Source organism: Streptomyces sp. NPDC000229, from assembly GCF_040300825.1.
Lineage (GTDB): Bacteria > Actinomycetota > Actinomycetes > Streptomycetales > Streptomycetaceae > Streptomyces.
The window spans coordinates 72,746-92,696 of the sequence record NZ_JBEPEL010000010.1 but is presented as its reverse complement, the minus strand read 5'-3'; the positions used below and the strand labels follow the sequence as shown (position 1 = coordinate 92,696).

Annotated in this window: 14 protein-coding genes and 1 tRNA gene; 4 read left to right on the top strand and 11 right to left on the bottom strand. The window is 70.2% G+C overall.

Going from position 1 to position 19,951, the window contains the following annotated elements; translation table 11 throughout:
- Positions 1-334: 334 nt before the first annotated feature.
- On the top strand, positions 335-1,060 hold the full coding sequence (locus ABT360_RS08630; protein WP_351812787.1) for a hypothetical protein: 726 nt from the start codon (positions 335-337) through the stop codon (positions 1,058-1,060).
- Between the two features lie 24 nt (positions 1,061-1,084).
- On the opposite strand, the gene ABT360_RS08625 is transcribed toward ABT360_RS08630, so the two are convergent.
- Positions 1,085-3,010: a GmrSD restriction endonuclease domain-containing protein gene (locus ABT360_RS08625; RefSeq protein ID WP_351812784.1), complete on the bottom strand. Its 1,926-nt coding sequence runs from the start codon at positions 3,008-3,010 to the stop codon at positions 1,085-1,087.
- Between the two features lie 984 nt (positions 3,011-3,994).
- On the opposite strand from ABT360_RS08625, the gene ABT360_RS08620 reads away from it, so the two are divergent.
- The gene (locus ABT360_RS08620) at positions 3,995-4,726 is read left to right on the top strand and encodes an EcsC family protein (protein WP_351812781.1); all 732 of its coding nucleotides are present in this window, start codon (positions 3,995-3,997) and stop codon (positions 4,724-4,726) included.
- 211 nt (positions 4,727-4,937) lie between these two features.
- Complete coding sequence (locus ABT360_RS08615; protein ID WP_351812778.1) at positions 4,938-5,636, top strand: hypothetical protein; 699 nt, start codon at positions 4,938-4,940, stop codon at positions 5,634-5,636.
- Between the two features lie 241 nt (positions 5,637-5,877).
- Here the strand turns inward: ABT360_RS08615 and ABT360_RS08610 are convergent.
- Positions 5,878-5,965, bottom strand: a tRNA-Leu gene (locus ABT360_RS08610).
- A 218-nt stretch (positions 5,966-6,183) separates the two neighbouring features.
- On the opposite strand from ABT360_RS08610, the gene ABT360_RS08605 reads away from it, so the two are divergent.
- On the top strand, positions 6,184-7,470 hold the full coding sequence (locus ABT360_RS08605) for a DUF2254 domain-containing protein (protein WP_351812775.1): 1,287 nt from the start codon (positions 6,184-6,186) through the stop codon (positions 7,468-7,470).
- A 213-nt stretch (positions 7,471-7,683) separates the two neighbouring features.
- On the opposite strand, the gene ABT360_RS08600 is transcribed toward ABT360_RS08605, so the two are convergent.
- The 9 genes from ABT360_RS08600 to ABT360_RS08560 form a co-directional block, all read right to left on the bottom strand.
- Entirely contained in the window at positions 7,684-8,724 is a 1,041-nt protein-coding gene (locus ABT360_RS08600; RefSeq protein ID WP_351812773.1) for a sugar phosphate isomerase/epimerase family protein, read from the bottom strand.
- Between the two features lie 47 nt (positions 8,725-8,771).
- A complete protein-coding gene (locus tag ABT360_RS08595) occupies positions 8,772-10,160 on the bottom strand; it encodes a nucleotide pyrophosphatase/phosphodiesterase family protein (protein ID WP_351812770.1) in 1,389 nt (462 codons plus the stop codon).
- The gene (gene eboE / locus ABT360_RS08590) at positions 10,157-11,326 is read right to left on the bottom strand and encodes a metabolite traffic protein EboE (protein ID WP_351812767.1); all 1,170 of its coding nucleotides are present in this window, start codon (positions 11,324-11,326) and stop codon (positions 10,157-10,159) included. Before eboE ends, ABT360_RS08595 begins: the two co-directional genes overlap by 4 nt.
- A gap of 12 nt (positions 11,327-11,338) precedes the next feature.
- Positions 11,339-12,187, bottom strand: coding sequence for a TatD family hydrolase (locus ABT360_RS08585; RefSeq protein WP_351812764.1), 849 nt, complete (start codon positions 12,185-12,187; stop codon positions 11,339-11,341).
- Positions 12,187-12,807 (bottom strand): EboA domain-containing protein, encoded by a 621-nt coding sequence (locus ABT360_RS08580; RefSeq protein WP_351812761.1) that lies wholly within the window; start codon positions 12,805-12,807, stop codon positions 12,187-12,189. Before ABT360_RS08580 ends, ABT360_RS08585 begins: the two co-directional genes overlap by 1 nt.
- Complete coding sequence (locus tag ABT360_RS08575) at positions 12,804-13,724, bottom strand: sugar phosphate isomerase/epimerase family protein (protein ID WP_351812858.1); 921 nt, start codon at positions 13,722-13,724, stop codon at positions 12,804-12,806. The genes ABT360_RS08580 and ABT360_RS08575 overlap by 4 nt, the downstream gene beginning before the upstream one ends.
- A gap of 11 nt (positions 13,725-13,735) precedes the next feature.
- Positions 13,736-14,953 (bottom strand): SCO3242 family prenyltransferase, encoded by a 1,218-nt coding sequence (locus tag ABT360_RS08570; protein WP_351812758.1) that lies wholly within the window; start codon positions 14,951-14,953, stop codon positions 13,736-13,738.
- Positions 14,950-16,074, bottom strand: coding sequence for an inositol-3-phosphate synthase (locus ABT360_RS08565; RefSeq protein WP_351812755.1), 1,125 nt, complete (start codon positions 16,072-16,074; stop codon positions 14,950-14,952). The genes ABT360_RS08570 and ABT360_RS08565 overlap by 4 nt, the downstream gene beginning before the upstream one ends.
- 88 nt (positions 16,075-16,162) lie before the next feature.
- Positions 16,163-19,864, bottom strand: coding sequence for a ThuA domain-containing protein (locus tag ABT360_RS08560; protein ID WP_351812753.1), 3,702 nt, complete (start codon positions 19,862-19,864; stop codon positions 16,163-16,165).
- Positions 19,865-19,951 lie beyond the last annotated feature (87 nt).

Sequence of the window (19,951 nt, the reverse complement as noted above, 5' to 3'; positions counted from 1 at the left end):
GATCGCCACCCGTGGCGCCTCCCTCGCCGGCGTTGACGTGGCGCACCGTCACGGCCGGGGGCACGGCGGGGCACGGCTGAGTTCGCGCGACAAGGGGGGCCGATCGTGAGTGCTCAGGAAACACACTTCCAGGGTGCAGAGATCTTGCAGAGCACACGTACTCATGTCCGCTGGACCTTGCAGAAGCTTTCCGCGCCGGTTTCCTTCTCCTGCCACCTGTGCGGCAGGGCGACCACGGACACAGTGGTCGCCATCAAGACCACGAGTGCGGGAAGGAAACTCGCCCACTGCGCGGACTGCCACCTGCAAAGAACCACTGAGGTGGCCAGTACCCATGAGCCTCATGCCCCGGCCGTCGTCACTGCCTCGGCTCCTGACGGTGCAGAAGGTGCAGCGACCTCCCAAACTGGACCGCAGCCGGCTGCGTCTGTCTCTCACCCCACTGGAACGTCCCGTCTTCATCGCGAAGAAGCGGTTCTCTTACGCGTATGACTCCCGGATCATCGCCCGTGAACTCCCGACGAGCCTGGCCCACAGCCGAGCGGGCATCGGTGTCTCGCTCGAGGTGCTCGTGCAGGAGACAATCCGCAAACTCGGCCATCTCGACGAGGCGGGCAGCGCACTTCTGCCGGTGGAGAACCTGATCCGCGGCGTTCGAAGCCGTGGCATGTCCCACCAGTACTCGAGCGACGCGATCCGCGCTTCGGTGAACGGGCTCATCGCCCGAAAACGCCTCACCTGGGAAACAGGAAGCTGCGCGGCCGACGGCGTTCTTCACTTTCCGGCCCGTCCGGGCGAGAGAACGGTCCGCCTCGTCTGCTACACGCCCTTCGTACTGCCCAAGCCGAAGAAGCAGCGGGTCGTGCACCTGCCGAGCGCCTCTTCACGGCACGGCGTCGCGGGGCACCTGATGAAGATAGGGCACCTGGGCAAGCAGGCCAGCGATACGGCCCAGGCCGCGTACGCCGACGCCCATCGCAGCGCCGGCCTGACCGGGTCTCATCAGCTACCGAAGGGACACACCTACGTCAAACCTCACAAGCGCGGAGGCCTGACGTAGGCAGGCAGATGGAGGGGCCGTCCACTACCGAATGCTCTGCAACAACCGCCCCGTGGCAGTGACGGTCCAGAACGTCCATCCGTTCCGATTCGGATTGACGTGCGGGTTCAGGGCGTGGACCAAGGCGACCGCCGCCCCGCTGGGAGTCTCGTACTCGCCTCGCCCCGGACCGGAGGGGATCCTCACGACGCGGGACGCGGGATCGTAGTAGGCGTCAACGCGCTGGCCTTCGTAGGTCGCATGGATCTCAACACCGTACTTCGTGCGAAGTTCTTGGAGCTCCGCCCCGACGAGCGTGGGTGCGGTCGGGCCCTCCACGATCAGCTGCTCGTCGGCAGGCAGCTCGTCGGTGTCCCGGTGGGTGGCCTGTGCGTCGTAGCGGGGAAGACCGAGCAGCTCGTTGAGGACGTTGGCCAGCAGACTCCGGCGTGCGGCCAGGAAGTCGGGAAAACGGTCCAGGGACCGCAGCTCCGGATCGCCGGGGATCCACTGCTCGGCCAGGCGCTCCGGCGCGATCCCCGCCATGTAGTCGACGGGCAGCCTGGAGGAGATCATCTTGTTCGTCTGACCGGTGACGAAGGCCAGGTTGGCGAGGCTGTTCCACTCCTCCTTCGCGTATGTCCCCTGGACTCGGGCGCGCGGGAACACGTGATGGAATTCGATCTTGGCGCCGCTGCTCATCGGCTGGTCGCTGATGGCGATGTTGGTCGCCCAGTCTCGCGCCGTGCCCCGCAACGCGGCGATGTAGAGCAGTTTGAAGAAGGGATGCGTGGAGTACTTCTGCTCCAGGTCCCTCGGATGGAGGGCGCTGTCCCGGGACCGGGTGCCGGAGGCCCGGCGGATGAGTTCGGCGAACAGGCCCTCTCCCTCACGCGATTTGATCAGCCGTGCCTCCGCGTCGAGCTTGCCCTCGACCTGCAGCGAGTAGTGACTGAACGCCATCGCCGTGTACACCCAGCGGCGCAGCAGCTGAGCCTCCCCCGGACGCAGCTTGCCGTCCCGGTGGTGCAGCAACAGGGCGGGCACGATAGTGACGTTCGGCGACGAGAGGACCTCGGACCGGGGGATCGAGCACTCGCCCTTCAGGAAGTCGATGGCGAAGCGCAGCGCCCTCTCGGTGGCGTGCCAGGCCTCCTTCAGCGCGGCTTCGTCCATGTCCGCCCCGATGAGCTTGATGTGATGTGCGCCGGTTCCCGCGAGGAGGCTCGTGAGACGCAGGACGGCTTCCCTGTTCAGGGCGAAGTTGCTGTCCTGCAACTCCTGGTGGAAGGCGTCCATGGTGTCCAGGCCGTCGGACCAGCGCGCCGCGATGGCGCTGTAGACGAGGTCACCCTTGGACAACCTTCGACCGCCCTTGTTCAACCGGGCGAAGAGTTCGGCGACCTCCTCGTAGTCGTCGGACTCGTAGGTGATGACGGCGATCTCCTGCCTGCGGATGTCATGCACCTTCTGCAGGCGCTGCATCCATGCGCCGAACTGCGGGGCGGAGTACTCGATCCCGGCCGCTTTGAGCACCTCGTGGTACTGCACGTTCTCCTGCAGCAAGGTGGAAACACGGAACAGGAGCGGGTCCTTGCCTTGGATCGCGCTCGGGTTGACGAACTCCTCGGTGCGCACGTCGAAGCGCAGGTCGATGAACCGGCCGTCCGCCTTCGACTCCGGCCGGTACACCCACGCGAGGGAGGTCAACCGCTGTTGCCCGTCCAGCAGGTAGAGAGGCTGGTGCGCCGACTTGTCGGCCTGGACGACGGCAGCCGTCTTGAAGGGGACGGTCAGATTGGTCTTCCACAGCAGCAGGGCACCGACGGGGTAGCCCCGGTAGAGGGAATCGAAGAGATCGCGTACGTCGGGCCTCATCCAGACGAAGTCGCGCTGGATGGAGGGAATGACGACCTTGCCCTGCAACAGGTCCTCGATTTGAGAAGCGATCTTTTGGTTTGCCAGCCCCATGCTGCCCCCAGCCTGCGTGTGCTCCGCCACACACACGCTATCAACTACCGAGAAGGGCCAACTGCGGCCGAGCGGAACCACCTTCGCTTGCCAGGGTCGTCGCGTACCCCGCTCGGCCCTCCGGATGCCCGTACCCACGCCCCTACGCCGAACTGGCAGACATGGACGGCACGACACGCTGATCGGGTACAGCTCGGCCCTACACGGTTTCGGGCCACGCGTCCGCGCGGCGGAGATGGAGGAGGCTGAGCTCGACGACCGGGTCGAGCAGGTGCGTGAGTTGGTGGACGGCGGTGCCGCGTACGAGGAGATCGGTACCTGTGCGCGGTCATAGTGACTTGCGAGAGCCAAGGACCGCTCGATCGCGGCCGGGGTCCCCGCAAGCCGGGTGGTCCGCGCAAGCCGGGTGGTCCGCGCAAGCCGGGTGGTCCGCGCGGGAGTCGCCCGCACCGACGACGCAGTCAACGCGGGTGCATGCACACTTTTTAGGGCTCGAGTACCGCTACACCGCCGTCGTCGGCGTCAACGACCACGCCCTGCCGAATTCTTCGGCCGCCACCCCGCAGAAGCTCGACCGGCTCCAGCACGAGGCCACCCTCGCCGCGGAAGCTGCATGCTGTTCGCCGCCTGCACCCGGGGGACAGCCTGTACGTCTCGTGGACCGGGCAGCCGTGCCCGTTCCTGGTGGGGCCGCGTGCGGGACGTAGCCGACACAGTCTGCTCGTCATCCCTGAACCGGGCACACACCAGCGAACCGAAGCGGTTTGACGATGCTTTCAAGCGTATGGGAAGGTGTAGCCGCTTCAGCTCGTGTAAGGCGGCGCGGCGAAGGACGTCGTGACGCGAAGGGGTGGACGGGCGGTAGCGAGGGGGATGCGGCTTCAGCCGCCCACAGGGCTGCCGGGATGCCGGCGACCGGAATCCTTCTCCTACCCGCAGCAGTGCGGGATGCCCCCGGCGGGGCGCTCGCGGAAGGAGCATGTGATGGCCGACGAGAAGACTCCTGATGAAGGAGCGGCCGAGAAGGCCGGGCAGTGGGTCGCTGAGCTTGCGGAGAAGGTCATGGTGAACGGCGTGGGGCCGATCAGGGGGTCGGCAACCTGGGCCGAGGACCGTCTTTCGCGTCGGCAGGGTGCCGATTACCGGGCACCTGGTGACGATGAGCGCCGCTCTCCCCAGGACATGAAGGACGACATCGACGCGGTCGTCGCCCGCCTCATCAAGGAGTCCGTGGCCGCAGCCGGGGCTCAGGGGTTCATCACCGGGCTCGGAGGTCTGCTGACCGCAGGCGTGACGATACCCGCGAACGTGGCCGCATCCTTCGCCGTCAACATGCGGATGGCCGGCGCCATCGCGCACCTTCGGGGATGGGACATCCGTGATCCGCACGCGCGGACCGTCGCGATGATGCTCGCGATCGGGATGAGCACGCAGCACGTCCTCGCAGCCTTCGGGGTGAAGGCAGGCCAGAAGTTCGGCGAGCAGATGATCAAGAAGATCCCGATCACGATGATCCGGGCGATCAACAAGAAGGCAGGGACCCACCTCGTCGCGAAGTATGGGACCCAGCGCGCTGCGATCACGCTCGCCAAGGGGATCCCAATCCTGGGGGGCCTTGTCGGAGGGGCTGTGGACGCAGGAGCGACTGCTGTCATCGGGCGGGCCACGGACAAGGCCATGCGTGGCGACACCCTGCGGGCCGAGGAACCGAAGTAACGAAGAAGCGAACCAGGTGGACCAGCGCGCGCCTCTTCCTCGCTGGGTGCGGAGGAGCAGCGGGAGGACTTCCGGCACTCCCTGCGCTCGTCGCCGCCTGCCCTTGTCAGACCTCGTCCAGGTCGTGGGCGGTGCTTGCAGGTGTTGCAGAGCCTGTCGACAGGCACGTCACCGTCATCCCGGAGGTCGAAGCGAGTTCTACTGCCCGCTAATGCCCACCCCGCTCATCACTGCGGGCGCCACGTACATCGACAGCCGCACGGACGAGGACCGCGCCCACGCACTCAACCTGATCCAGTCCCGGAAGGACTACCAGACCAAGATCAAGGAGTACGGCCCCGCAGGGGACCAGCGTCGACAGTGCCCCGCCCTCGGGTCCCACGCCACGGTCACCTGCTACCGCCGACCCCAGCCACGCCCGTCCACCGTCGTCGACCTCGACGCCCCCGCTGTCCGTACCCCGGCGGCCCTGCCCACCATCCCCAGGCCCAAGCGGGACACCCCCGTCTACCCCGACATCTGCAGAGGGAAGAGCATCACCGTCCCGGGCACCGTGTTGGCCAAGTGGCGGCAGAAATACCCCCTGTTCACCCCTCTGTGGCAGGAAGCCTGGTCCGGACTGCGCAGTCAGAACGAGGGCGGCAACGGCAATCTCAAGAAGTCCGCCCTCGACAGCATCGACAATCCCCAGCTCCGCCTGCCGCACGGACGCGTCGCACAGACCCTGCTCAATGCCGTCATCATCTTCGTGGCGAACCTCAGAGCCATCCGACGGTTCCTCCGCGACCAGGGCATCCAGCCCCGCAAAGCCAGCACGCAGAGCGCCGCAGCCCAACCCGGTGAGCCCTCCTACCCGCCCCAGGCGCGACCGCTTCCGACCGAGCAGGTGGAGCCTCCGCCACGCGAGTGACGCACCTCCGCCGCGCTCCGCCCCCTGAAAACCCCACATGCCTGCGCCACGGCTACTAACCGTCGCGCAGGCATGTCTTGTTTCCGCAGGTGAGAGGCGCATTGCCTGGGCCGCCACCGCCTCACCTCCTCATCGAGCCGATCACGAGGCTTGAGGCCCCAGAAACGACGAATTACCGGTGAGTCACATGACTCGACCGGTAATTCGTGAACGCTTCGGGACGATCTCGTGAACGTCCCACTGGTGTCCGAGGGGGGACTTGAACCCCCACGCCCGATAAAGGGCACTAGCACCTCAAGCTAGCGCGTCTGCCATTCCGCCACCCGGACAAGGTGTCTGTCGCTTTCGGGCTGCTCCCCTCGGCGACACGGATAACTCTACCAGGGGTTCGAGGCGCCCTTCACCCGCATATCCCGTGGTCAGACGGCCGGGGCGGGTCTTCCCCAGGCACGCCCCGGGCGACTGACACGGAGCGTTTCCATGTGCGTACGAAGCGTAGGAGTAGCGTGCGCGTGTGCGCTTTGTGCCGGAATCCCGCAGGCCTCGCATGCTGTCACCGCTGCGGGAGCATCTGCGGGACACCTTCTGGTTCGCCCCCACCGCGGGGCTGGTGTGCGTAGTCGTGCTCTGGATGGTGGCGGCGACGGCCGATGCCGCGATCGTCGACCACCTGCGGGAGCGGCGGGCGTACGAGGAGATCAGTGATCTCACCTCGATCGCCGAGGACGCCAAGACGGTCGTCACGACGGTCAGCTCCGCCATGATGACCTTCATCGGCGTGGTCTTCAGCATTTCGCTGGTGGCCGTGCAGATGGCCAGCGGGCAGCTCACTCCCCGGGTGGTGCGGATCTTCGTGCGGAGCCGGATCAGCAAGCTGACGCTGACGGTGTTCCTGTCGACGTTCCTGTTCTCGCTGCTGGTGCTGACGTCGTACGAGAGCGAGACCGACCCGGAGCGGATCACAACCGTGCCACTGGTGCAGTCGGTGGTGACGTTGTTGCTGGTGGGGCTGAGTCTGCTGTTGTTCATCGCGTATGTGACGACCACGCTGCGCCTGATGCAGGTGGGACCCGTGGTGGACCGGATCACTCGGGAGGCGTTGGGGGCGCTGGTACGGCAGTCGGCCGGTGGGCGGGACCTCGACGTGCTGCCGCCCGAGACCGGCCGGATCGTGCACCGGGGGCGGGCCGGGGTGCTGCGCGACGTGTATGTGGCGCGGCTGGTGCGGGTGGCACGGCGACAGGGGATGGTGTTGCGCTTGATCCCGCGTATCGGGGACTACGTGGTGCCGGGTACGCCGGTGCTGGCCGTGCACGGCGGGCGGGCGCCGGTCCCGGGCGCCTTGCGGTCGGCGGGGGTGGTGGGGGTGTCGGTGGGGGTGGAGCGGACGTTCCACCAGGACGTGGCGTTCGGGCTTCGGCAGCTGGTGGACATCGCGCTGCGTGCAATGTCGTCGGCGGTGAACGATCCGACGACGGCGGTGCAGTGCCTCGACCGGATCGTGCAGTTCCTGGCGGCCGCCGCGGCGCGCCCCCTGGGTACCGTGCGGCACCGCGACCGGCGGGGCGTGGTGCGGCTGGTCCAGGACGTACCGGGGTGGAACGACCTGGTCGATCTCGCGTTCACCGAGCTGAGGCTGTGCACGGCGGGCAGCCCGCAGGTCACCCGGCGCATGCTGGCCGGCATCGACGATCTGTTGCTGCTCGCTCCGCCAGAGCGGCGGGAGCCTCTGCTGCGCCACCGCGCGCTCCTCCAACAGGCCGTGGAGCGTACGGTGGCGCAGTCCGCCGACCGGGTGTTCGCCATGGAAGCCGACCGGCAGGGCATCGGCTAGGCGGTGGGCGGGGACCCGATGCCCCCGCTGCTGCGCTACGGCCCGGCGCTCGCTGGGTCGGGGTGCCGTCGCGGCCCCGACCGGCGCGGTACGAGGCGGCGTCGGAGCGTCGGGGTGCTCCACCGGGAGGCAGTGGCCGATGTGGTGGGAGCTGACGGCGGGCGGCCATGGGCCGGCCATCAGGGCGAGCCCGCGGCCGATCAGCCGGGACGGCTAGCAGTGCTTCTCACGGAGTGAGTGGAGGTGAGTGCTCGCCTTGCGGGCGAACGTGAAGGACTCGACCGGATTGTCGTGTTCGGCCTGCCAGTGGTGGTCGCGGCGGCCGCCGTGCGTGCGGGTGACCGCCGAGATGAAGCGCTGGTAGTCGATGTCGCCGTCCCCGACGTCCACCATCCGGTAGCCGTCGCGGGCGGAGGTGTCGTGTTCACCGTCCTTGACGTGGAAGAGCGGGTAGCGGTCGGGGTGCTTCAGTACGTAGGCGAGCGGGTCGAAGGGTGCAGGCGTGCCGTCGGCGCGCCTGCCGAACCGGAACTGACCGGCGTACGCCCAGTAGATGTCCATCTCCAGGTAGACGAGGTCCGGGTCGGTCTCGGCGAGGAGCACGTCGTAGAGCCGGACGTCGGGCCGGTCGGTGGCGAAGGAGAACTCCTCGGCGTGGTTGTGCTGGTAGAACTTCATGCCGCGCTTCTTCGCCTCGGCACCGTAGTGGTTGAACTCCTCGGCGCAGCGCTTCCAGCCGTCGACGGTGGCGCCGTAGCGCCAGGGGCCGGAGGCGGTGCCGATGTGCCTGAGGCCGAGCGCCTGGGCGTCGTCGAGGACCTTGGTGAGGTTCTGGGCGAAGGTGTACGCCGTGGGGTCGGAGGAGTAGTAGCCGACATGGCTGCCGATGGCGCGCAGGCCGTGGTCGCGGGTGAGCCGCTTCAGCTGGGTGAGGGTGATGGGGCCGGCGGCGCCCTGTGAGTATCCGGCGTACTCGACCTCGTCGTAGCCGAAGCGCCGCAGTTCCTCGAAGACCTTGGCGAAGCCGAGGGTGGAGACCTTGTCGCGCAGGGAGTACAGCTGGATGCCGAGGCGACCGGGAGGCAGGACGGGGCGGCCGCGGCCGCTGCTCGCGCCGGTTTCGGCGGCCGAGGCGGGGGTCGTGGTGCCGCCGAGGAGGGCGGCGGCGGTGGCGCCGGCGGCGACACCGAGCATGTTGCGTCTGCTGAGTTTGTGCGCGAGCTCGGGATCGGTGGTCCTGGTCGTGCGACGCATGTGGATAACTCCTCGTTGTCAGTGGCGTCTGCTTCACTGAGGTCAGGTCAGTGGAGACCGGCGAGTTGGAGCAGCAGGGACTTCACATCGGTGGCCGCGACGCGGCCTTGGAGTGCGCGGGGGGTGGAGCACACGATGAGCGGACCTTCGTCATCGCTCGTGGGGAGGCGGCCATGGCTGCCGCGAATAGGTGAGGGGTCGAGGGGCACGACCGCCAGGCGGTAGCGCATGCCGAGTTTCTTGCGGGCGATCGCCGTGGCCGCCTTGAGGCGTACATAGGGGTCGAGGGGGTCCATGAACAGCTCGACGGGGTCGTAGCCGGGTTTGCGGTGGATCTCGACGAGCTGGGCGAAGTCGGGCGCGCGTGCGTCGTCGAGCCAGTAGTAGTACGTGAACCAGGCGTCGGGGTCGGCGAGGGCGACGAGCTCGCCCGAGCGGGGGTGGTCCAGTCCGTGGGCCTTCTTGCCTTCGTCGTCGAGGAGCGTCTCGATACCGGGCAGGTCGGCGAGGGCGGCGCGGGCGGCGGCCATGTTCTCGGGGTTCTCGGGGTGTCGTACGTAGACGTGGGCGATCTGGTGGTCGGCGACGGCGAAGGCTCGGGAAGCCATGGGGTCGAGGTACTCCATGCCGTCCTGGGTGTGGACCTCGAGCAGCCCGGCGCGGCGCAGGGCGCGGTTGATGTCGACGTGCCGGTTCACCCGGGTGATGCCGTATTCGGACAGGGCGACGACGGTGCGGCCTTCGGCCTGCGCGTCGGCGAGGAGGGGGGCCATGGCCGCATCCAGGTCGGTGGCGGCCTGGTGGGAGCGCGGGTCGTCGGGGCCGTAGCGCTGGAGGTCGTAGTCGAGGTGCGGGAGGTAGCACAGGGCGAGGTCGGGGGTGCGGGTGCGGATGATGTGGCGGGTGGCGTCGATGATCCATCGGCTGGAGACGATGTCGGCGCCGGGGCCCCAGAAGTGGAAGAGGGGGAAGGTGCCGAATTTCTCGGTGAGTTCGTCGTGGAGGGCCGGTGGGCGGGTGTAGCAGTCGGGTTCCTTGCGGCCGTCGGCGTAGTAGACGGGTCGGGGGGTGACGGTGATGTCGGTGTCGGCGCCCATGGCGTACCACCAGCAGATATTGGCGACGGTGTAGCCGGGATGGGCGCGGCGGGCCGCGTCCCAGAGTTTGTCGCCGGAGACGACTCCGTTGTGCTGGCGCCACAGCAGGACGTCGCCGAGTTCACGGAAGTACCAGCCGTTGCCGACGATGCCGTGTTCGGCGGGGAGGGTGCCGGTGAGGAAGGTGGACTGGGCGGCGCAGGTGACGGCGGGCAGGACGGTGCCGAGCGGGGCGTGGGAGCCGTCGCGGGCGAGCCGTCCCAGGTGGGGCATGTGGTCGAGGAGCTGGGGGGTGAGGCCGACGACGTCCAGGACCAGGAGGGGGGTGGGCCGGTTCATGGGAGTTCCTTGAGGCCGAGGTCGGTGAGGAGGTCGCGGGCGAGGGTGAGTTCGGCGGCGATGCCGTCGGCGAGTCGGCCCCGGGTGCGGGGGCGCAGGCCGGGCGGGAGTGCCTGCCAGGTGTAGGTCTCGACCTCGAGGTGGCGGGTGTGCGGGGCCGGGCCGCCGACGAGCCGGGCCAGGGTGTCGCGGAGCACGGGCAAGGTGGAGGTGAGGGGCGCGGCGGGCGAGCTGTGCAGGGGGACGTGGAAGTGGGCGCGCCACGGGGCGCCGTCGGGGAGCGTTTCGCCGTCGAGGGCCTCCGTGAGGTCGTCGGTGCCGCGCAGGCCTCCGGCGGTGCGGGTTCGGGTCTGGTGGAGGAAGCGCGGTTCGGCGAAGGCGGCGAGGGCTTCGCGCACTTCGGGGAGGTGGGGGTGTTCGGCGTGGAGGGCCGCGGAGAGCTGGGCCTTGGGGATGGGGACCCGGGCCGCGACCAGGGCGTCCAGGGCCGTGTGCGGATCTTCGAAGGAGGTGGCGAGGTGGCAGGTGTCGACGCAGATGCCGATGCGGGGGCTTGATACGTCGGTGAGCGGGCCGATCGCGTCGGCGGTGGTCTCGATCGTGCAGCCGGGCTCGGGTTCGAGGGCGATGCGGATGGACCTGCCGGTGAGCTCCTCCAGGGCGTCCAGGCGTTCGGCAAGGGTGATCAGCGCGGAGCGGGCGGTGTCGGCCGCGGCGGCGTCGAAGGAGGTGCGCCAGGCGAGGGGCAGGGTGGAGATGGAGCCTTCGGTGACGTCGTCGGGGAGGAGCGCGGCGAGAAGGCGGGCGAGGTCGGTGGTGTGGGCCAGACGCTCGGGCCGGGTCCAGTCCGGCTGGTAGACGCGGTACTTGACCTCGTCGGCGCCGAAGCCCTCGTAGGGGAAGCCGTTGAGGGTGACGACTTCCAGGCCGCGTCGGTCGAGTTCGGCGCGGAGTGCGCGCAGGGCGGCCGGGTCGGTGGTCAGGGCGTGTGCGGCGGCCTTGGCGAGCCAGAGGCCGATGCCGAGGCGGTCGCGGCCGAGGCGTCTGCGGACCGGTTCGCAGTGGTCGCGGAGCTGGGCGAGGACTCCGTCGAGGGTCTCGGCGGGGTGGACGTTGGTGCAGTAGGCGAGGTGGAGGGTGGAGCCGTCCGGGTGGCGGAAGCGCATGGCCGGCTCCTTTCATTCCCCGCCGCGGAGGATGGAGTTCCCCTCGTGGAGGGGGCCTGGAGAGGGGAGTTCGAGGTGGAGGCGTCCGCTGAGGCCGTAGAAGGCGACGGGGTTGCGCCACAGGACCTGGTCGACGTCGTCGTCGGTGAATCCGGCGGCGAGCATGGCGTCACCGACCTTGCGGGTCTTGAGTGGGTCGCTCTTGCCCCAGTCGGCGGCGGAGTTCACCAGGACGCGCTCGGTGCCGTAAGTCTTGAGGATCGTGACCATGCGGTCCTCGTCCATCTTGGTGTCGGGGTAGATGGAGAAACCGAGCCAGGCACCGCTGTCAGAGGCTTCCTTCACGGTTGTCTCGTTGAGGTGGTCGAGCAAGACCCGCTCCGGGGGGAGGTGGGATTCGCGGATGACGTCGATGGTGCGGCGCAGTCCGGCGAGCTTGTCCCGGTGCGGGGTGTGGACGAGGGCGGGGAGGCCGTGGTCGGCGGCGAGCTGGAGCTGGGCGGCCAGGGCGGTGTCCTCGGCGGGGGTCATGGAGTCGTAGCCGATCTCGCCGACGGCGACGACCGAGTCCTTGACGAGATAGCGCGGCAGCGCGTCGAGGACGGGGGTGCAGCGGGGGTCGTTGGCCTCCTTGGGGTTGAGGGCCAGGGTGCAGTGGTGGGCGATACCGTACTGGGCGGCGCGGAAGGGTTCCCAGCCGAGCAGCGCGTCGAAGTAGTCGAAGAAGGTGGCGGGCGAGGTGCGGGGCTGGCCGAGCCAGAAGGAGGGTTCGACCAGCGCGCGGACCCCGGCGTCGTACATCGCCTGGTAGTCGTCCGTGGTGCGGGAGGTCATGTGGATGTGCGGGTCGAAGATGCGCATCAGGGCTCCTCCGGGGGGACGGTCAGGGCGAGGACGCGGTGGAGGTCGGCGGGGACGGGGCGGCCGGCGGCGGTGCGTTCGGCGGCGTAGTCGGCGAGCATCCGGGCCAGTTCGGCGTCACCTCGGGCCCGCTGCGGCAGATCGGCGACGGCGTCGACGGGGACGGCGGTGAAGAGGCACTTGAGAACGGCGTGGCGCCAGGAGTGCGTGTCGAGGTGGGCTGCGGCGTAGGGGCCGACGGCGGCGGCGACCAGCCGGGTGTCGTTGGTGCGCAGGGCGTCCTCGACGAGGGGCAGGGCCTCCGGGCCCGGGACGAGGGAGGAGAGGGCGAGGAGGACGGCGCGGCGCTCGGCGGCGGTGCCGTGCTGGTAGAGGCGGGTGAGGGTGTCCGTGTCGGCGCGGGCCTCGTGGAGGAGGAGGGTGCGTACGGAGTCGGCGTGTTCGGCTCCGCAGTGGCGGCCCACGGAGGCGAACCGCAGCTCCCAGGAGGCGGCCAGGTAGGGGCTCGTCGGCTCGGGCGGCGCGTCGGCGGCGTGCGCGGCCTCGGCGAGGGCCTCGTCGAGCCAGGCGCGGGCGGTGCCGTCGAGCCGGTCGTCCAGTTCCTTGCGGGTCGCTGTCATGGCGCCGGTGCTCCCTTCGTGCCAGTCACGTTGTGGAGGAACTCGATCGACGCGCGGGCGAGTTCGGGTCCCGCATGGGAGTGGCGGGGCAGCTCGACGACCGTGAGGCCCTGGTAGCCGGTGGCTGCCAGGGCTTCCAGGACGGGCGGGAAGTCGATCTCTCCGTCGCCGAACGGGAGGTGTTCGTGGACGCCGCGCCGCATGTCCTCGATCTGGACGTGCCGCAGCCAGGGCGCGGCGTCGCGGACGCAGTCGGCCGGGGAAGCCGGCTCCAGGCACTGGCAGTGGCCGATGTCGAGGGTGAGGCCGAGAAGGTGGGGGCCCGGATCGCCGAGGGTGCGGCGGAGGTGGTGGAAGTCGCCGAGGGTGGCGAGGAGGTGGCCGGGTTCGGGTTCGACGGCGAGCGGGATGCCGGCGGTGGCGGCGGCGTCCAGGACGGGGGTGAGGGACTCTTCGAGCCGCTTCCAGGCGGTGGTGGTGTCGGTGGGCGGGATGTCGTCGGGGGCGGTGCCGCTGAAGCAGTGCACGGCGTGCGCGCCGAGGTCGGCGGCGACCCGGACGGCGAGGGCGAGGAGGCGGGTGCGGGCGGCTCGGCCGTCCGGCTCGGGGTCGAGGAGGGAGGGGCCGTGTTTGCGACGGGGATCGAGTACATATCGGGCGCCGGTCTCGACGGTGACGCCCAGGCCCAGATCGCCCAGTCGGCGGGCGACCCGGGCGGTGCGGGCGGCCAGGTCGGGGGCGAGGGGGTCGAGGTGCATGTGGTCGAGGGTCAGGCCGACGCCGTCGTAGCCGAGGTCGGCGAGGAGGGCGAGGGCGTCGTCGAGGCGGAGGTCGGTGAGGCCGTTGGTGCCGTAGCCGAAGCGGAGGGCGGTGGGGGGAGCGCTCGTGTCGGGCTCGATCGTGTGGGGCTCACTCATGTATGGCTCACTCATGTGGGGCTCACCTTCCGGGCGAGGGCGCGGGCGAGTGGGACGAGCCCGATGAGGGAGAGTCCGGTGCCCACGGCTCCTTCCCGGGCGGCCAGCGCGGCCTGGAGGGGGATCATGGCCCGGATGCCGCCGCCGACGGCGCGTTGGGTGAGGGGCGGTGAGGGGTTGAGCGCCGCGTGGAGGAGGGGTACGGCGGCGGTGCGGAGGTAGGCCGCCGCGGAGAGGGTCGTGGTGAGGCCGCCCCTCGACCGGTCCCTGCCCCACGGTCCACGGCCTCCTCGGACTTCCTGCGCTCCCCGGGCTCCTCGGGATTCCCCGCCTCCCCGGGCTCGCCGGGCTCCCCGGCCGATGGCCTCGTCCGGGAGGCGGGACGCCACGGCGCCGAGCAGGACGGTCGCCGCGAGGGCACCGAGCGGGGCGGCTGTCGAACCGCCACGGGCCTCGTGACGGGACACGGCGGTGACCGCGTAGGTATGGGCGCCGATGAGGACGGCGGACGGCAGGGCGGCCGACGGGACGAGGCCGCCGGGCTTCGGCCGCCCGGCGCGCGGCAGGGTGGGCACGGCCCGCCGGGTCCCGGAGCGGGAACCTGCGGTGGACGGACCGGTTCGCCCGCGGTGTGCGCTTCGGGCTCGGGCCCATGCCCCGGCCCGAGCCCGGGCGGCGGGCGGGCGGGGGTGGGCGGCCGTGGCCGTCGCGCCGAGGAGGAGGTCCAGGGCACGGGCCGTAGCCATGGCGGCGGGGGCCGCGCGGGTGTGCTTCAGGCGGAGGTCGTACGCCCATACCGTCGCCGCCAGGGCGGTCGCCACCGTCAGCGGCGCGCGGCCCGCGCGGGCGGCGAGCGCGAGGCCCGTGGCCGTGAGGACCGTCGAGGCGGCCAGGGCGGCGGGCGGCGTGACGCGGCCCGAGGGGATGGGACGGTGCGGGCGGTCGACGGCGTCCTCGTCGCGGTCGGCCCAGTCGTTGAGCGCCATGCCCGCTTCGTACAGGCAGAGGGAGGAACCGATGGCCAGTACCGTGCGCCGGTTGGGGCGCACGCCCACGGCAGCCGCGCCCGCGAGGGCGTCGCCCGGCACGGAGAACAGGGCGGAGACGCGCAGGAGTTCCGCCCAGGCCCGTCGGCGTGCCCCGCGAGGGCGCCCACCGGTGGGGCCGGTTGGGCCCGCCCCGGCCGGGCGCGTTCCCGTCGGGTGCGCCGTGCCGGTGGGGGGCGTCATCGGGCGTTCCGGAGCCGGGCCGCGAAGGCGAGGAGCGCGGCGTACTGGTCGGAGAGGGCCGCCGGCCCCCCGTCCGGGTCCTTGAAGTAGAAGCCGAGTTCGGGGAGGGGTCCCGAGAGGCCGGCCTCGTGGGCGCGGGAGACGAGGCGGGCCAGGTCCAGGACCAGGGGGGCGGCGAGGGCCGAGTCGCAGCCCTGCCAGATGGTCTGGAGGACCATCCGGGAGCCGAGGAAGCCGTCGAAGGCGATGTGGTCCCAGGCGGTCTTCCAGTCGCCAAGGGCGGGGACGTCGTCGATGTGGACGTGGCCTTCCGGTACCACGCCCAGGGTGTCGGCGAGGACGCGTTCCTTGCCGGCGTTCTTCGCCGCCGCCGCGGCCGGGTCGGCCAGCGCCGCCCCGTCCCCGCCGCCCAGGAGATTGGTGCCGGACCATGCCCGTACGGACAGGGCGCGCTGCACGAACATCGGGGCGAGTACGGAACGGAGCAGCGTCTGGCCGGTCTTGCCGTCGCGGCCCGCGTGGGGAAGTCCACAGGCGGCGACGGCGTCGGTGAGGGCCGCGGCGCGCAGCCCGGTGGAGGGGGTGAAGTTGACGTAAGGGCAGCCGGCCCGCAGTGCGGCGACCGCGTAGAGGGAGCTGGGTGCCAGGCGCGGGTCGTCCGGGTGCGGAGCGGGCTCCGTGGAGGCGACGTTGACGACGACCGTACGGGCGAGGCCGTGGCGGTGCGTGAAGTCGATGATGTCGGAGGTGAAGGACGTGATGAGTTCCTCGTCGGTGCGCGTGTCCCCGGCCAGGGGGCCACCGGGTCGGATCTCCGCGTCAGCCGCGGCCAGTTCACCGTGCACGGCGGTGGCCAGGCCGTGCGGGAGGACGCCCGCCGTGGTCAGTTCCTCCGCGCGTTTGGGCAGCGGGCACGCCGCCGTGTCGTGTCCGCCGAAGACCAGCGAGGAGAGGGAGGGGAGGCCGGACCCGGTGAACGGCGGGGTTTCGGTGACCATGCCCGTCGGCGGGTGCAGCCCGGCGGTGACCGCCGCGCATCCCGTCATGGCGGTCGTGGCGACGGAGCCGCGGGCCCCGACGAACCAGACCCCGATGCCTCCGACACGACGTTCAGCGAACATGGCCAGCCTCCTGAGTGTGGTGCGTTGGAGACGGCGGGCGAGGGGTACGGCGCCTCCCCGCCCGCCGCCGGCTTGGACGGGAGCGGCCCTACGAGGGCAGTTCCTTGAGCTGGATGTCACGGAAGGACACCTGGTCGTCGGCGCCGTGGTTCTGGATGCCGATGTAGCCGTCCTTCAGGCTGCGGACCGGGTCGGTGTTGGTGAAGTCGTTGATCTTCACACCGTTGAGGAAGACCTGGAGCCGCTCCCCCCGGACCTTGATCTCGTAGCTGTTCCACTGGCCCGGGGGGCGCAGGACCTGGTCACGGGCCTTGATGTTCGCCGATTTGAAGCCGTACACGGCTCCCGTGGTGCGGTCGGGCGCATCCGTTGCGTCGATCTGGATCTCGTAGCCGTTGTTCACGGCCGACCAGGGGTCGTCGGAGGCCGGGAACCCCACGAAGACGCCGGAGTTGTCGTCGCCCGCCGTCTTCCAGTCCAGCTTCAGCGAGTACGACGAGAGCTCCTTCGCCCGGTACCAGAGCATCCCCATGCCGCCCTCGGAGCGCAGCTCACCCTCCACGACGGTGAACTTCCCCGGTCCGGCCTGCTTCCAGCCCTCCAGGGTGTGCCCGTTGAACAGGGAGCGGTAGCCGCTCTGGGGCTTGCAGTCGGCGCGCACCTGCCCGGTGGCGTAGCGGAGGCCACCCAGCAGGTGCTGCCGCAAGGCCGGCTCGGCGTAGGACGCGGCCGTGTGGCCGCCTCCGGTGTAGAAGGCGCGCCCGCCCTCGTACGCCTGGCACCAGGCGATCGGGTGGTCACCCTTCATGGTGCCGCCCTGATAGGTGGTTTCGTCGAGGGTGGCGAGGATACGGGCCTGGCCGCGCGGATTGGTCCGGTAGTTGTACCACTCGTCCGTGCGCTCCCAGCCGGCCGCCGGAAGGTGGGACGTGGCCGGGTGCTGGTGGTCCTCGACGCGCACGGTGGCGGGCTGGATGTGCGGGTGCGAGGCGAAGTGGGCGCCGACGAGTCCGCCGTAGAACTCCCAGTCATACTCGGTGTCGGCGGCCGCGTGGACACCGACGTACCCGCCGCCCGTGGCGACGTAGTTCTCGAACGCCTTCTGCTGCTCGGCGTTCAGCACGTCACCGGTCGTCGACAGGAACACCACCGCGTCGTACCGGGCCAGGTTGTTCGTGGTGAACTGCGCGGCCGTCTCCGTGGCGTCGACCGTGATGTTGCTGGAGGCGCCCAGCTCCTTCAGCGCCGCGATCCCGGCCGGGATGGAGTCGTGCCGGAAGCCGGCGGTCTTGGAGAAGACCAGGACACGCTCGGCGGTCCGGTCGACCGGCGTGCTCGACAGCTCGAAGTCGTCCACGTCGTACAGGGCACCGGCGCCGCCCTTGAAGACCATGAACAGCTGCGTGGTCCGCTTCGGTACGGACCGCAGCGGCACGTCGATGTCCTGGAAGGTCTCCCAGCCGCCGGTCACCGGCACTGGGGCGGACCCCAGGAGCGTGCCGGTCGCCGATCCGGTGCGTACCTCCAGGAAGCCGCCCGCGCCACCCGACGAGATCCGGGCGGTGAGCTTCCTCGAACCGGTCAGGTTGTAGGGGGTGAAGGAGATCCAGTCGCCGTTGTGGATGTCGCCTACGGTCTTGCCGCCGTGCGCGGTGGCCTTGTCGTACGTACGGATCCCGGACTGCGACGAGAAGTGTTCGGCCTGCCGGTGGCGCGGCTGGAGCTGTGCCTGGTCGTGGCTGGTCAGCGCGGCCTGTCCGCCGCCCCCGCCGTCGGTGTACTCGGCGTCGAAGACACCGAAGATGTTGGCGTTCGGGTCGTGGCCGCCGTCCGCCGACGTCTTGATGGTGCCCGAGCACCCGTGAGCCGATGTCACGGGGTGACCGTGGCTGTCATGGCCGAGGATGTACGTGACCTTGACCTTGGCGCAGTCGATCGTGCCGTCCTCCGGGTCGGTGACGGTCACCTTGAACGGGATCTCGTCGCCGAAGCTGAACAGCGCACCGTCCTTCGGCAGGTCGAGCGTCACCTTGGGTGCCGTGTTGCCGACGACCACGTGGACGCTCGCGGAACCGGTGCGGCCCGATGCGTCGCGCGCGGTGACGGTGGCGGTGTAGGTACCGTTCTTCCGGTACGTGTACGTCGGATTCGCGGCCGTCGACGTACCGGTGCCGTCACCGAAGTCCCAGCTGTAGGTGAGGGCGTCACCGTCGGCGTCCGTCGTGCCCGCGGACGAGAAGGCGACCCGCAGGGGAGCCTTACCGGACGTCCTGGTGGCCGACGCCTCGGCCACCGGCGAGCGCCCCCCGGTGGCGTTCTCGATCCGGTACAGGCCGGAGTTCTCGTCGCCGCCGAACCAGGCGGTGCCGTAGTCGAGGACGTACAGCGCCCCGTCCGGGCCGAACGCCATGTCCATCACCTGGGTGCCGGTCCACGGCACCGGGTTGATGGACTGCACGGCCCCGGTGCCTTCGGCGTCGTGTTCGATCCGCTTGATCCAGCGCCGCCCGAACTCACCGGCGAAGAAGTCCCCGTCATACGCTTCCGGGAACTTCACCGGGGAGGTGTTGGCGGCGTCGTACCGGTACACCGGCCCGCCCATCGGCGACTCCGACCCGGAGCCGAACTCGGGCAGGGACCCGCCGTCGTACGGGATCCACGCGGGCTCGGCCGGCGGCAGGTCGACCAGGCCCGTGTTGTGCGGTGAGTCGTTCCTGGGCGCCGCGCAGTCGAAGGGGGCGCCGGAGGTCTTGGTGCCGAAGTCGTAGTCGACGTACGGGTCGTTGTCGCCGGTGCAGAAGGGCCAGCCGAAGTTGCCCGGCTTGGTCACACGGGCGAACTCGACCTGTCCGGCCGGGCCGCGCTTCGGGTCCGCCGCCCCGGCGTCGGGGCCGTAGTCGCCGACGTACAGCACGCCCGTCTTCTTGTCGACGCTGAAGCGGAACGGGTTGCGGAAGCCCATCGCGTAGATCTCGGGCCGCGTCTTCGCCGTGCCGGGTGCGAAGAGGTTGCCGTCGGGGACGGTGTACGAGCCGTCGCCGGCGACCTTGATGCGGAGGATCTTGCCGCGCAGGTCGTTGGTGTTGCCCGACGTCCGGCGGGCGTCGTACGCGGGGTTGCGCGTGGGCCGGTCGTCGATCGGGGTGTAGCCGTCGGAGGCGAAGGGGTTGGAGTCGTCGCCGGTCGAGAGGTACAGGTTGCCCTGTGCGTCGAAGTCGATGTCGCCGCCGACGTGGCAGCAGATGCCGCGCGTCGCGGGGATGTCGATGACCTTCTTCTCGCTGGCGTTGTCGAGGGTGCCGTCCGCCTTCAGCACGAACCGCGAGAGCCGGTTGACTCCGTCGTACCTGGCGAAATCGGCTGCCGTGCCGTCGCTCGGCGCGTCCCCGGGCGGCGTGTCGAGCGGGGGCGCGTAGTAGAGGAAGACGGCGCGGTTCCGCGCGAAGTCCGGGTCGAGGGCGACGCCCTGGAGGCCCTCCTCGTCGTGGGAGTAGACGGGGACGGTTCCGATGACCTTGGTGTTGCCCGCCGCGTCGGTACGCCGCAGCTCGCCGTTCCTCGAGGTGTGCAGCACGCTGCGGTCGGGCATCACGGCCAGCGACATCGGTTCGCCGACCTCCTCACCGCCCTTGGCGAGGGTGACCTGCTGGAACTGCTCCTCGGCCGCCGTGGTCGACGGCGGCTCGGCCGCCGCGCCCGGTGGGGCGCCGAGGGCGAACGACGTCATGGCGAGTACGCCGCCGGTGAGGAGGGCGAGCGCGTTGCGTGCTCCGAGCCGTTTTCTGTGCACGAGTGTCCTCCGGAGAAGGCCGGGGTACGGACTGTTGCCTCGATCGGGCGGCTTGGCGGGCAGTGCCCCGGGGAAGCCGCGCGGGAT

Bases quoted from the DNA above. Each gene is read 5' to 3' on its own strand.
- ABT360_RS08630 (WP_351812787.1), top strand. From the start codon at position 335: ATGAGCCTCATGCCCCGGCCGTCGTCACTGCCTCGGCTCCTGACGGTG.
- ABT360_RS08625 (WP_351812784.1), bottom strand. From the start codon at position 3,010: ATGGGGCTGGCAAACCAAAAGATCGCTTCTCAAATCGAGGACCTGTTG.
- ABT360_RS08620 (WP_351812781.1), top strand. From the start codon at position 3,995: ATGGCCGACGAGAAGACTCCTGATGAAGGAGCGGCCGAGAAGGCCGGG.
- ABT360_RS08615 (WP_351812778.1), top strand. From the start codon at position 4,938: ATGCCCACCCCGCTCATCACTGCGGGCGCCACGTACATCGACAGCCGC.
- ABT360_RS08605 (WP_351812775.1), top strand. From the start codon at position 6,184: ATGCTGTCACCGCTGCGGGAGCATCTGCGGGACACCTTCTGGTTCGCC.
- ABT360_RS08600 (WP_351812773.1), bottom strand. From the start codon at position 8,724: ATGCGTCGCACGACCAGGACCACCGATCCCGAGCTCGCGCACAAACTC.
- ABT360_RS08595 (WP_351812770.1), bottom strand. From the start codon at position 10,160: ATGAACCGGCCCACCCCCCTCCTGGTCCTGGACGTCGTCGGCCTCACC.
- eboE (WP_351812767.1), bottom strand. From the start codon at position 11,326: ATGCGCTTCCGCCACCCGGACGGCTCCACCCTCCACCTCGCCTACTGC.
- ABT360_RS08585 (WP_351812764.1), bottom strand. From the start codon at position 12,187: ATGCGCATCTTCGACCCGCACATCCACATGACCTCCCGCACCACGGAC.
- ABT360_RS08580 (WP_351812761.1), bottom strand. From the start codon at position 12,807: ATGACAGCGACCCGCAAGGAACTGGACGACCGGCTCGACGGCACCGCC.
- ABT360_RS08575 (WP_351812858.1), bottom strand. From the start codon at position 13,724: ATGAGTGAGCCCCACACGATCGAGCCCGACACGAGCGCTCCCCCCACC.
- ABT360_RS08570 (WP_351812758.1), bottom strand. From the start codon at position 14,953: ATGACGCCCCCCACCGGCACGGCGCACCCGACGGGAACGCGCCCGGCC.
- ABT360_RS08565 (WP_351812755.1), bottom strand. From the start codon at position 16,074: ATGTTCGCTGAACGTCGTGTCGGAGGCATCGGGGTCTGGTTCGTCGGG.